Annotated in this window: 10 protein-coding genes; 3 read left to right on the top strand and 7 right to left on the bottom strand. The window is 55.4% G+C overall.

Features of this window, described 5'->3' with window-relative positions; all coding sequences use genetic code 11:
• Positions 1-87: 87 nt before the first annotated feature.
• From LOC70_RS21430 to LOC70_RS21405, 6 genes are all read right to left on the bottom strand, one after another.
• Entirely contained in the window at positions 88-1,569 is a 1,482-nt protein-coding gene (locus LOC70_RS21430; RefSeq protein WP_230256012.1) for a catalase, read from the bottom strand.
• 79 nt (positions 1,570-1,648) lie between these two features.
• Positions 1,649-2,836: an AI-2E family transporter gene (locus LOC70_RS21425; RefSeq protein ID WP_230256011.1), complete on the bottom strand. Its 1,188-nt coding sequence runs from the start codon at positions 2,834-2,836 to the stop codon at positions 1,649-1,651.
• Between the two features lie 358 nt (positions 2,837-3,194).
• Positions 3,195-4,751, bottom strand: coding sequence for a Y4yA family PLP-dependent enzyme (locus tag LOC70_RS21420; protein WP_230256010.1), 1,557 nt, complete (start codon positions 4,749-4,751; stop codon positions 3,195-3,197).
• A gap of 4 nt (positions 4,752-4,755) precedes the next feature.
• Positions 4,756-6,444 carry an FAD/NAD(P)-binding protein gene (locus tag LOC70_RS21415; RefSeq protein WP_230256009.1) on the bottom strand — a complete coding sequence of 563 codons (1,689 nt, stop codon included), beginning with the start codon at positions 6,442-6,444 and terminating at the stop codon, positions 4,756-4,758.
• The gene (sbnA, locus tag LOC70_RS21410) at positions 6,441-7,469 is read right to left on the bottom strand and encodes a 2,3-diaminopropionate biosynthesis protein SbnA (RefSeq protein WP_230256008.1); all 1,029 of its coding nucleotides are present in this window, start codon (positions 7,467-7,469) and stop codon (positions 6,441-6,443) included. Before sbnA ends, LOC70_RS21415 begins: the two co-directional genes overlap by 4 nt.
• Positions 7,470-7,632: 163 nt before the next feature.
• On the bottom strand, positions 7,633-8,460 hold the full coding sequence (locus tag LOC70_RS21405; RefSeq protein WP_230256222.1) for a C39 family peptidase: 828 nt from the start codon (positions 8,458-8,460) through the stop codon (positions 7,633-7,635).
• Between the two features lie 375 nt (positions 8,461-8,835).
• Here LOC70_RS21405 and LOC70_RS21400 point away from each other — a divergent pair, with 375 nt between their 5' ends.
• From LOC70_RS21400 to LOC70_RS21390, 3 genes are all read left to right on the top strand, one after another.
• The gene (locus LOC70_RS21400) at positions 8,836-9,402 is read left to right on the top strand and encodes a type 1 glutamine amidotransferase domain-containing protein (RefSeq protein WP_230256007.1); all 567 of its coding nucleotides are present in this window, start codon (positions 8,836-8,838) and stop codon (positions 9,400-9,402) included.
• A gap of 77 nt (positions 9,403-9,479) precedes the next feature.
• Positions 9,480-9,992, top strand: a complete 513-nt coding sequence (locus tag LOC70_RS21395) for a carboxymuconolactone decarboxylase family protein (RefSeq protein ID WP_230256006.1) — start codon at positions 9,480-9,482, stop codon at positions 9,990-9,992.
• Positions 9,989-11,347, top strand: coding sequence for a dihydrolipoyl dehydrogenase family protein (locus LOC70_RS21390; protein WP_230256005.1), 1,359 nt, complete (start codon positions 9,989-9,991; stop codon positions 11,345-11,347). Before LOC70_RS21395 ends, LOC70_RS21390 begins: the two co-directional genes overlap by 4 nt.
• 16 nt (positions 11,348-11,363) lie before the next feature.
• On the opposite strand, the gene LOC70_RS21385 is transcribed toward LOC70_RS21390, so the two are convergent.
• On the bottom strand, positions 11,364-12,302 hold the full coding sequence (locus tag LOC70_RS21385; RefSeq protein ID WP_255716528.1) for an NAD(P)-dependent alcohol dehydrogenase: 939 nt from the start codon (positions 12,300-12,302) through the stop codon (positions 11,364-11,366).
• Between the last annotated feature and the right edge of the window lie 205 nt (positions 12,303-12,507).

Here is a 12,507-nt window from a genome sequence, read left to right as displayed (position 1 = left end):
CCGCATCGAAAGCATAAAAAAAGCGACGACCGCCCGTGCTGGGGAGGGTCGCCGCTGAACAAAGCAACAGATGTACCATTGAAACGATTATGCAATTGGGATCGGTTGTGACTCCGGTTGCTCCAACCGCGACTTCACTCCGTCCGCGAAATCTTCGTGAACTTTCGCGAACTGCGCCAGCATCTTCTCTCGGATGAATTCGGGGCTATCAGCCATCGAGTTCGAGATCGCGGTGCACAACCTTTCGCGAGCCCCTTCGTCGAGCACCTTGTTCCAGAACATCTTCGGTTGCCCGTAGTAATCCTTGTCATCGCAAGCGAATTCATCGTATCGATCGCCGTCACCGTGGACCGGCATCGGAGGCTCGATTGATTGGCCGGTTTCCCTTGGGCCGCCCATCTTGTTTGGTTCATAATCAACGGTGCCACCGCCATTTCCATCGACTCGCATCGCACCATCACGATGGTAGGTCGCATACGGGCAACGCGGTTGATTCACCGGGACTTGGTGATAGTTCACGCCCAATCGATAACGGTGAGCGTCGGGATAAGAAAGCACACGGTTCTGCAACATGCGATCCGGTGACAAACCAATGCCTTCCACCAAGTTGCCAGGCTCAAACGCGGCTTGCTCCACGTCTTGGAAGTAGTTGGATGGGTTTCGATTGAGTTCAAAGGTCCCCACTTCGATCAACGGATAGTCGTCGTGAGGCCAAACCTTCGTCAAATCGAACGGATGCCATTCGTAGTTGGCAGCATCCGCTTCCGGCATGACTTGGATGTGCATCCGCCATCGCGGGTAATCGCCTTTTTCGATTGCCTCGAACAAGTCGCGCGTGGAATAGTCAGGCGCTTCCCCGGCCATCTGAATGGCTTCATCCGCGCTGAAGTTCTCGGAACCTTGTTCCGTCTTGAAGTGGAACTTGACCCAATGACGCACGCCTTCGCGGTTGTACATGCTGAAGGTATGGCTGCCGTAACCATTCATGAACCGTGCACTCTTGGGTGTGCCACGGTCACTGTAAAGAAACATGACTTGATGCAACGCCTCGGGCACCTCGCCCCAAAAATCCCAACGCCGCCAATGCGGTTGCAGGTGGTTCTGCGGCTCGCGTTTCTGCGTTCGGATGAAGTCGCTGAACTTCAACGGGTCACGAACGAAGAAAATTGGCGTGTTGTTGCCAACCATGTCCCACACGCCTTGATCGGTGTAGAACTTCAACGCAAATCCGCGCGGGTCACGGGCCGTGTCGGCCGAACCGCTTTCCCCGCCCACCGTGGAGAACCTTGCGAACGTGTCGGTCTTCTTCCCGACTTCGGAGAAGAGATCCGCCATGCAATATTCAGTGATATCGTTGGTCACGGTGAAGGTCCCAAACGCACCATACCCCTTCGCGTGAACAACTCGCTCTGGAATGCGTTCCCGATTGAAATGAGCCATCTTCTCAACCAGATGCACGTCTTGCATCAACATCGGCCCGCGAGGACCCGCCGTTTGAGAATGTTGGTTGTTGTCGACGGGACGTCCAAACTGTTGAGTCTGAAACGGGCACTTCGGTTCATCAGGCATGGTGTTGTCTTCTGAAAAGGGAACAAACAGAGATTTAAAGTGATTGATTGGCAAAGAGCACGAAGGCATCGGCCGACGCTCAGTCAGCAGGAACGTTTTTGCCCACGGTGCCGTTGATCATTTCTTGCACGGGTGAGGTGGCTTCTAGCTTTTCAACCACCATCACGATGGCAATCAAAATCGGGACCGCGAGGAACACACCAAGGATGCCCCACATCCACCCCCAAACGACGATGGACAGGAATACCAAGACGGACGAAAGTCGCATGCTCTTGCCCAGCAACATCGGTGTGATGAACTGGCCTTCCAAACCGGTCAGAGCTGCGTAGGCTCCCGCCACGATGAATGCGTATGACACGTGGTCGACATTGACCAACGCAACGAAGAAAACCGCGGCGATCCCTATCAGTGCCCCGACCATCGGGATGAAATTCAATAGCATCGCCGCCACGCCCCACAACAAAGGCGATGGCATACCCAAGGCCCACATGGCAGTGCCAATGCAAACTCCCAAGCAAGCATTGATGCAGGTCACCCAGGCCAGATAGCTACTGAGCCCATCTTGCACGCCGACCAGCACTTCCATGAAGCGACGCTTGGACGAAAACGATGGCAAGATGCTGACGACCGACAGAATCACCGAGTCACCGCCCGCCATCAAAAAGAAGAGCAACACGGCCGCGATTGAGATGAACGAAACGGCATTGCCGGTCCCTGCTATCAACGGCGACGTGGTGGTCCAAGCTGGTTGCTTGATTTCGACCGGCACGGGTTTTTCTTCCGCGGTCAGGTTCTCTTGATCAGCCGTGTCAGAGATGTCTTCGGTTGCTTGATTGACGGTTTCCAAGTGCTCAAAGATGAAACCCAACTTGTCTTTGACTTCCGGTAGCGAACCGGGGATCTGTTGCAAAATCTCTTGGGCTGGCCCGGACAAAACATAGCCAATGGTGCCAACGGACAATCCCATCACCAACATGATCGAACCGGCCGCGATGCCGGACGGGATTCCCATCCGGCCCATCCCGCGAATGACGGGACGCAGCGTCAAATAGGCAAACACAGCAACCAAAATCGGCATGAAAAGGTTGCGACCGATGTACAGTGCATACAACGACAACAAAATTGCACAAATCCAAATGCCAACGTTCGCATGCTTCACTCGCGAAGAAAGCCGCTCCAGCTCGAGCAGCGATTCCGCCTTCGGTTTGGAACGCTCCGATCGAGGTCCGGTCAGGATCGTATGGAAGCGATGACTGTGCGAAACCATCAACGCTCTCCCCGAACAAACAGCAAGCCAAAATCCTCACATCGGCGACACACCAACCTCGATGACGCACAAGCTCGACGCCGCAAACCGAAAAGAGGAGGGACCATGGCAAACGCCTGCATACAGACTGACAACTAGCAATCCTCATCACACCATCGGTCGGATAGATTCACGGCGTGTGACGCGTCTGACCGAGAGACGGTGAAAGGACGGTCGCCAATTCCGCAAACGTTGTGCCGATGAGCTGGCTGGTCCAGAATCGGACAAAGATCACAGCATTCGCGTTCGATATTACGAATGCCCTACCGATCCGTTGATTCGCAAAGTCCCGATTCCGATAGCGAACGGCAACGAACGATCAATCTGGTTTCTGATCGATCAGATCGAGTTCCGCGGCTGCAATTTCGCCGCTGAGCACCAGATTCTTCGCCAACGGGAATTGATGCGAGCGGCTTTCTAGAAAGTGCATCATGTACCCGGCTGTGTTTGGGAACACGACCAAGTCTCCCACTCGAATCCCGCCTGGGAAACGCAGCTTGCGTAGGCACAGCAACTCAGACTCCGTGCAGTACGCGCCGACGAGGTAGCCTTCGATCGTGCAATCGGTCTCATCGGCGATTCGAGAAGCATCCTTCGAACTTGGAACCACCAGCGGATCGACCAAAAAGTCTTCGCTGGACGTTCGGCACTGCGTTCGATTCATTGAAACGCCAACCAACCAATCGCCGTCGGCGTTCTGCTTGCGATATTCGACTCGTGCCACGGTCATCCCACACCCGTCCAGAACACTGCGCCCCGGCTCACATCGCAGTTGCAACGAAAGCGACTTCAACCGTTCCGCGACTGAGTCATCACCCAGCCGCGCGTTCAGAATCTTTGACAACCAAGGCCCACGTATCAGCGATTGATAAAACGGATACACCTTGGGTGTGCCAACCAATCGACCGTCAACAACCATCGTCCCCAAACCGTGACCGCGATAGGTCAATGGCTCACTCTTACCCAACATGGCCGCGCGATGCTGCTGCCAAAATTCGAGCCATTGCGATTCCTCGTCGAGGTATCGCATCGGGACTCCGCCTCCCATGTCGATGAACGTGGGTTCGTGACCAGCGTCTTGCAATCGCTCGATCCAATCCATCGCGGTCGCAAGAGCAGACACGCGTTGGTCCGCATCGTAGCCGTCCAAATGAAAGTGAACCCCTTCCACATCAACGGGCAAACTCCCCAGTTCGAACGGCAGATTTCGGTCGCGATCCACATCGAATCCAAAACGCGTGGGCAGCTTCTTTTCCTTGTGTTCGAAACCGCCCAAACGAATCGCAACCGTCGAGCGGCAGGCACATTTCATTGCGACATCCGCAATCCGATTCAGTTCATCGTGATTGTCGACCGCGATGCAAACTTCTTCGTTCAGACACAAACGGATCAGCGTTTCGCTTTTGACCGCCGCCGTGCAAATCAAATTCGCGGGTGCAACACCACGTTGCAAACACTGCTTCAATTCGTTCTCGCTGGCCGTATCAACGCCCCAGCCTTTTTCATTTGCCAGATCCACGAAACTCAAACACTTGTTGGCCTTACGAGCAAAGAACACTCGCAAATCCACCTCCGCGTCCGACGCAGCTCGTTGCAGCTCACCCACGTTCCGACGCATCGGATCCACGTTCAGTAGGTTAAGCGGCGAACCATTTTGCTCGACCCATTCGTGCAGGGATTCAGATTGCACCGCCCGCACCATCCACGGCTCCAAACGAGCCTTCAACGGCAGCAATCCCATGCAGAAACTTCGCACCGCCATTTCGTCCGCAACGTCCACCGACGACTCGACGGATTGATTCAACGAGGACGTTCGGTTGGAAATCGCATCCGACGAATCGTTCGACGTCAGGTGAGTTGGAACAGCGATGGGCATTCAATCAACCTCGAGAGTGTGCATCGACCGCAATGGTTTCGGCCCAATTTTGAATCTGTTGGTGCAAGGTTCGGGATAGCGTATCGTTACCAATCACCCAACCTTCCGTCGCACGACCAAAAATCGCCAAGCCTTTCCGGCCACCCAACACACTGCCAGACTCGCTCACGCGAACGGCTTCGGTCACCGGATCGACTTGCACGTCGCCACGAAGAATCAATTGCGAAAGCGGACCGTCTTCGTTGGCTTGATGGGGACTGGCGATCACCGCGTTGACAATCACCGAGTCCTGCGACGGTTCGTTTTGCTCGCACAAACGTACTTTCCCGTCGCGGATCAAACGCAGCACCTTCGCGACGCTCTCGGCCGGGGGCCCAAACGCAATCCGTTCCATCTCCGCCGCGGTTTGTGAATACGCTTTCCATTGCCCTTCGGCCAAACCGCCAAAGCTGATCAGCGACACAATTTGCGGGTACAACTGCCGCCAAGCCTCGCCCAAGGCAAACGGAACATCCATTTCTCGAGCACCGGTGGCCACGCCGTACGACTGCAGCATTGCTTTCCGAGCACTCACGTCGTCCATCTTGTAGCGCGACCAACCGCGAAACCATTCTTCGACATCACGGCGTGACACCGCATCACCGGATCGAATCAGCAATTCCGATGCTGCTTCGGCCACGACCGTCCAAATGTCGCGGCAAAACTTCACGCTGCCATGGCTCGCCTCATGTTTCGACAATGTTTGCCGGTATGGCTCCCAGAATCGATCGTTGATCGGCTCCAACTTCGCGGTGGGTTTGGCCAACATCGGACGCCCCGACCGGCAATGCACCGCAATGCAGTTCGGCTCCTGACCGCTGGCCTGGTAAGTCGGAAGCCCGTCGCCTTGCACGAACGTTCCACCTCGCCCTTCGGTCAACATCAGGATCGCATCGATCGCGGTTAAACCGAAACCACGTAGAAAGACATCACCTCCCGCAGGAATCCGCTCCTCCGACAAACTGTTTTCAACGGGATACACAAACGCCCCCGTATCTTGACTTTGGATCTCGTCCGAACTCCGAAGGCCCTCGTGGCCGGTGGTCAGCACAACACGGTCAAACTTTCGCTCTTCGCTGCCGTCCCACACCCACCAACCCTCATCGTCATTCAGCGTCATCGCCTTCGTGGTGGCAGCTACCTCGGCGTTCGCTTCACCAGCGGCACAATGACGGATGCTTTCGACGCGAGCCCGTACCACATTCAGTTTCGTCCAACGACGCAACCGTTTGCAAACCACCTCGAAACAATCGTGAAGGTATTCGCCCACGACCGCACGCGGCACAAACTGATCCGACGCAGCGTACTCGGGATAGTTTCGATCCAACCATCCGATCAGCGACCCAGACTTAGAAGTTGTTTGGTCACGATCGACTTTCCAAAAATCGATGTACTGGGTTGCGAAGTTCATACGCAACATACGCGACTGCTTCAGGTCGTACACACATCCGGCGCCGGGGTGAGTGGAAGGTTCGAAGACCGTGATCTCCACCTGAGCCAGTTCATCCTTTGACAAATTTCGCGACAACGCATCTAAACACTGCAGCCCACGAGGACCGCATCCAACGATTGCCAACTGGATGGGTGAACGAGGGCTCGCCCCATCAAAGAACGGAAGATCCGCGATGCTGCCGCCTGATATCGCAACGCTCATGCGTTTACCTTTTCAATGACATCGAATGAGGAAGAATGCACCAATGCGTGCAGCGATTCGGAGGAACAATCCAACGAATCACTCACCCATTGGTCGTTAAACACCGTCTCCAAGTAACGTGTGCCGGAATCGTGCAACACGGCGACGCAGCGTTTGCCCGCCAGTTCGTGCTGCATCCGTCCGACGCTGGTCAAAACTCCGCCGGCCGAACCACCAACCAGAATCGCTTCACGTTCGGCCAGCTTTCGACAACCCACCACGCAGTCCAAATCCGTCACGCGGACGACTTGATCGAAGGATTGCCCCGCTGCCAAACGAGGCTCCTTGCCAGCACCAAGTCCGGGAATCTTGCGAGGCCCCGACGCTCCGCCAAACAGGACACTGCCGACCGAATCAACGGCAATGACTTCGATGTCTCGACCACGTGAACGCAAATAGTCACGACACCCTTGTGCGGTTCCCGTGCTGCTGGTGGCGACGAACAGCACGTCGAACTCGCCGTTCAACGCGTCATCGATCTCGGCGATGGTTCCTTCGAAGTGCGAACGTGGATTGTCTCGGTTGGCGTATTGATTGGGCCAATAGCTATTCGGCGTCGTCTCAATCAACTCGCAAACTTTCGCGATTCGTGCGGCCAGCAAATCTCCACCGAGCGGCTGATGCACCATCTCGATTTGACCGCCCAAAGCTTCGATGATCGCCAGGTTTTGTTTCTGTGCTCGAGGATCGACGACACAAATGAAGCGCAGCCCGTGGTAGCGGCAAGCTTGTGCCAGACCAATCCCCATGTTGCCGGAAGTTGACTCGACGATCGTGGTCTCGGACGAGATTTCACCTCGCGCGAACGCTTCTTCCAACATTTTCGCAGCAGGTCGATCCTTGGCGCTGCCGCCTGGATTGCCGGCTTCCCATTTGATCAACAGCTCCACATCTTCGCGATCCAAGAAACGATTCAGTCGAATCAATGGGGTGTGCCCGATCGCGTCCAGCACACCGTTGCATACTCGGTTGGAGATTGGGTTCATAGAAAGTGTCTCGGGGGCACGGTTGAATTGCCGCTCCCTTAACGCAACCCCTGTGCCAAAACACAACCGGTGAAGCCACCCCCGTTACATACAGCCGCCAATTGGATTGCTGCTGCGATCGAAACGCGAGTTTGGGTTCTCGACAAACTGGCGAAGCGTCGCCTCACGGGCGATGCAACCGGATCCCATTGCCGTGCCACAGCACTTCCAGATCGTCTTTCGACCACTCTTCCAAACCAATCGATGGGTCGCCAACCAACATTCGCTGCCCATCTTCACGAATCCCCAATGCAACGACGCTGTGTCCCATTCCGGGGATCCAACCCCATTGATCCGCATAGCGTCGATCTTCCACGCCGTAAGGAAGCTCCACCGCCATCAACACGGGAAAATCGTTCTTCGACCACAACTCATCCAAAGACTCGTCCAGAACCTCCACCTCCGCTTGGTTCTGCTCCGCAAGCAGCTTGATGCCCCGGTACAAACCCAGCGTGGGTGTGCCACTGGAATCGGTCAGACACAATGGAATCATCTGCGATTCATCGACCGAAATCCCTTCCGCGTTCAGGAAGGTCGCTGCCGCGGCTGGACTGCAGGTCGCCCAACTGGTCTGCATGGCCACACCGTTTTTCCATTCACTTCCACCGTTGGGTGCCGGTCGAATCGCAACCGACAACAAAGGCCAAAAGATCGCGGCAACGCTGGCACATGCCAGAAAGAACGACAATCCAGCGCGACGCCACATCGGTGTGTTGGGCAGTCGAAACGCCCAGCCAGCAGCCAACGCGGCAAAGATCGAAGCAAAGTTGGTGTAAATGATCGCTGCGGAATCAGGCACCCACTTGGCCCAAAACAATTGCCCTGATCCGTAGAACAAAAAGTAAATCATTGCCAACGTTGAAACGGACAACATCAACATGACTCGCTGACCCTTGTCCGAATAAGCCACCTTCCACGCGAACAAAGCGGCGACGAGCGATAGCATCGACATCACCACGATTGCAAGCAGCAGATCCGAGGCGTCGCCTTGCGTCAGGGTTGCGATAACGGACACGTTTTCTCCGGATGGGTTGAAACCAAGAAACACAACGGCAGTAGCGTGGCTGTCGGTTTCCACGCAATTGATAGACCAAAACTTCATCGATTGCGATGCGGCAATCCGAATGGATCACCAGCCATACCAGAGCCGCCACCTGGTCTCTGCTCGCTGGCAAACCAGCCTGCTCCTTCACCCGACAAAAAGGCGTCGTGCGAGCGTGAAGAAGTTTTTCGCTTCCTGTTTGCGGCATGGCATCTGCGTGGAAGCCGTTGCATCGCATCCGCGTTTTCGCGAGTTGCATCGAAACTTCTACCAAAAGGAAACACCATGAGCGATCAAACACTTCAAAACAAACGAATTGCATTTCTGGCAACCGACGGCTTCGAACAAGTCGAGCTGACAAAGCCGTGGCAAGCCATCCAGTCCGTGGGTGCGGAAGTCGTGTTGGTCTCGCCAAAAGACGGCAAGATCCAAGGCATGAATCACGATGAAAAGGCCGACCAATTCGACGTCGACATGAATGTCAAAGACGCCAGTGCGGAGAACTTCGACGGCTTGGTTCTTCCTGGCGGAGTCGCTAATCCGGATACGCTTCGGACATGCGAGGTCTCGGTCAGCTTCATTCGAGATTTCTTCAAGCAGCACAAACCCGTCGCGGCGATCTGCCACGGGCCTTGGACGTTGATCGAAGCCGACGTGGTTCGCGGTCGACGAGTGACCTCATGGCCCAGCTTGAAAACGGACCTGATCAACGCCGGTGCGGAGTGGGTCGATGAAGAATGCGTGTGCGACCAAGGCTTGGTCACAAGTCGCAACCCAGACGACATTCCAGCGTTCTGCGAGAAGGCCGTCGAGGAATTCGCGGAAGGAAAACACGCAGAACAAACGGTCTGATCCTCCGGCGACACCGCGGCCTCGAGCCGCGGACGTTTCTTTTCATCCCCACCATTTAATTTTGCAAAGGACTTTCCATGCCCCATGCACAACCATTGTCCATCGAGGACGCTCCTGAGAAATCGCAGCCGATCCTGCGAGCCATCGAAGAAAAGTTCGGCCAGTCGATGAACATCTTCAGCACATTGGCTCATCAACCGGATGTTTTGGGAGGCATGACGCAGATCAACGACGGTTTGCAGAATGACCTGCCGGCAAAGTATCGCGAATTGGCGTACTACAAAGCGTCCCAACTCAACTCGTGTGACTATTGCTCGCATTATCATCGTCAAGCAGCCAAGAAAGCCGGCCTCACTGACCAACAGCTTGATTCGATGAATGCTTCGGCGACTGATTTGTTCGACTCAAAAGAACAGGCGGTGCTGAAGTACGCAGAGCAGTTGACCGTCAAAGCCAATATGGACGCAGCCTTGGTGCAAGAGATTCAAGCCTTTCTGGATGAGAAGCAATTGGTCACGCTGGCCGCCGCGGTCGCTCTTGCCAACTTCACCAATCGCGTGAACCATGGTTTGGACATCCAACTGCCATGAGCGACGAACATTTCGATGTGATCGTCATTGGTACTGGACCATCCGGTGGAACGATCGCGAGCAAAGCGGCCGAAGCGGGCAAGTCCGTCGCCTTGGTCGATTCGCGAACCTTTGGTGGCAACTGCGCGCTTCGTGGTTGCAACCCAAAGAAGGTTTATGTCAACGCCGGCGAACTTGCCGACCAAGTTCGCCGGGCTCGCGGAAAGCTCATCGAAGACGGGCAGGTTCGGATTGACTGGTCGGGTCTACACGACTTCAAAGAGGAGTTCACTCGACCGGTCGCGGAAGGCAAGGAAGACGCCTTCCGCGAGAAAGGCATCAAAACCTTTCACGGTGTCGCAAAGTTTGTTGACCAGAAGGCAATCGAGGTGGCTGGTCAACGGCTATCCGCGAACCGCATCGTGATCGCCACTGGTGCTCGCCCCAGCGACTTGGGCATCGGAGGCGAATCGCTGGTAACAATAAGCGACGATTTCCTTCAACTCAAACAACTCCCCCACACCGTCGTGTTCATTGGCGGCGGATACATCTCGATGGAATTCGCTGGCGTTGTAGCCGCCGCGGGGCACAGCGTTCACGTGATCGAACGCAACGAACAAATTCTGTCCGGATTCGATCCAGATCTCGTGCAGCAGTTGCGTAAGGAATACGAATCCCGTGGGGTGAAATTTTACCTCAATGCCACGATCGAGAGCATTTCTAAGAATGATGATGCCGCGGATTCCCTGCGAGTCTCGATGAAAGACGAAAGTCGGATCGATGCGGGCTTGGTGGTCCACGGCGCGGGGCGTGTTCCCAACATTGGTGCGTTGCAACTGTCACAAGGCAATGTCGCTTTCTCGGAAAACGGGATTGCCGTCAACGAATTCATGCGGAGCTCTTCCAACCCCGCCGTTTTCGCGACGGGTGATTGTGCTGACAGCGGAATGCCACGCTTGACCCCCGTGGCCAACGAAGAGTCTCGTGCCGTGAGCAAGAATCTCTTTGCCGCAGAAATGGACTACGTACCCCGGTACGGCGATGTCCCTAAGGTTGCATTCACCATCCCGAGCATCGCTTCGATCGGTTTGTCGGAACAGGAAGCTCGCGAGAAATTCAGCAACCTTGAAGTGCGTTCGGGTGACATGTCCGGTTGGGGCAGCGTTCGAAAAACAGGATCCACGGTCGCTGGATACAAACTGCTAATCGACTCACAAACAGACAAGATTGTCGGCGCTCATATCCTGGGACCTAATGCGGAAGAGACGATCAACTTGTTCGCTTTGGCAATGCGATTCGGACACACCGCGACGGACATGAAGTCAACGCTATTCGCGTTTCCAACGTCCGCCGCCGATGTCCGCTCAATGCTCTGAAGGCAAAGTCGCCCACTCAATCCGACGTGACCACAACTTTCCCACGTTCGACGCCCTCTTCGACATGTTGATGCGCCCGGCTCAACTGAGATATCGGATAAATCGCATCGATCGTGATTTGCAATTGCCCCTCTTCGTGCAACCGAATCAACTCCCGAAGATCATCGGCATTGGGCTGAGCCAACATGACTCGCGACTTTTTCGACATCGGCAAAGTCACGATGGTCATCAACATGCCTTTCACGTCGGGCTCCGTTGACACAAAGTGACCCGACTCCGACAACCGTTCGCGAACATCCCAAAAGTCCAACTTGCCCGCTGCATCGAAGATCAGGTCCCAAGTCTCGCTGGTCTGGGCGATGTCGGTTTCTTCATAGTTGAAGAAACGTTCCGCTCCAAGCTTCAGGCAAAACTCTTGGTTGTCACCACTGGCGACCGCATCGACCTTCGCACCCATCGCTATTGCGATTTGAATCGCGAACATTCCGACACCGCCACTTCCGCCGTTGATCAGCACCCGTTGGCCGGCTTCCAATTTTCCGTGGTCACGCAGCGATTGAAGCGCCGTTGTGCCCGCCAATGGGATCGCGGCGGCTTCGTTGAAGGACATGGAATCGGGAATCGACGCGGTCACATCGATGGCGGCCGCTGCGAAGTCCGCACTCGCTCCGCCTCGAGCCGAATCCAAAAACGCCATGACTCGATCGCCCACCGCGAATGGTGAATCTCCGGCACAATCCGCGATCACCCCTGCCACATCATACCCCGGCACGCGAGGAAACCCGCCGGGCAGTAGCCCCTTCATCTCACCGCTCCGTAACCGGTAATCGATTGGGTTCACGCTGGACGCCCTGACGTCAATCAACACTTGCCCCGGCAGACGATCAGGGATGTCGATCACCCCTGGCTGCAGAACGCTCGAATCTCCGTAATCGTGGAAAACAATCGCGTTCATCGATCCGGGTGGAACGCTTTTGTTCGATTTCGGGTTCACCACTTCGTTCTCTTTCAACTCATTCACGTTGAGCCTCCTCGTTCAGTCGATTAATAGTTCAGTCCTGAACAGACAACGAACGCAACCCTCATGCCACTGGTCTCCGAGTCGACTGGGAACGCCGTTTGCAAACGTGCTGGATTGAATTCAACCTCCATTGAACACA

This window comes from Rhodopirellula halodulae (genome assembly GCF_020966775.1).
In the GTDB taxonomy this organism is placed as follows: domain Bacteria; phylum Planctomycetota; class Planctomycetia; order Pirellulales; family Pirellulaceae; genus Rhodopirellula; species Rhodopirellula halodulae.
The sequence above is the reverse complement of the archived record's forward strand: the minus strand, read 5'-3'. Positions and strand labels throughout refer to the sequence as shown.

Bases quoted from the DNA above. Each gene is read 5' to 3' on its own strand.
- LOC70_RS21430 (WP_230256012.1), bottom strand. From the start codon at position 1,569: ATGCCTGATGAACCGAAGTGCCCGTTTCAGACTCAACAGTTTGGACGT.
- LOC70_RS21425 (WP_230256011.1), bottom strand. From the start codon at position 2,836: ATGGTTTCGCACAGTCATCGCTTCCATACGATCCTGACCGGACCTCGA.
- LOC70_RS21420 (WP_230256010.1), bottom strand. From the start codon at position 4,751: ATGCCCATCGCTGTTCCAACTCACCTGACGTCGAACGATTCGTCGGAT.
- LOC70_RS21415 (WP_230256009.1), bottom strand. From the start codon at position 6,444: ATGAGCGTTGCGATATCAGGCGGCAGCATCGCGGATCTTCCGTTCTTT.
- sbnA (WP_230256008.1), bottom strand. From the start codon at position 7,469: ATGAACCCAATCTCCAACCGAGTATGCAACGGTGTGCTGGACGCGATC.
- LOC70_RS21405 (WP_230256222.1), bottom strand. From the start codon at position 8,460: ATGTCGATGCTATCGCTCGTCGCCGCTTTGTTCGCGTGGAAGGTGGCT.
- LOC70_RS21400 (WP_230256007.1), top strand. From the start codon at position 8,836: ATGAGCGATCAAACACTTCAAAACAAACGAATTGCATTTCTGGCAACC.
- LOC70_RS21395 (WP_230256006.1), top strand. From the start codon at position 9,480: ATGCCCCATGCACAACCATTGTCCATCGAGGACGCTCCTGAGAAATCG.
- LOC70_RS21390 (WP_230256005.1), top strand. From the start codon at position 9,989: ATGAGCGACGAACATTTCGATGTGATCGTCATTGGTACTGGACCATCC.
- LOC70_RS21385 (WP_255716528.1), bottom strand. From the start codon at position 12,302: ATGAACGCGATTGTTTTCCACGATTACGGAGATTCGAGCGTTCTGCAG.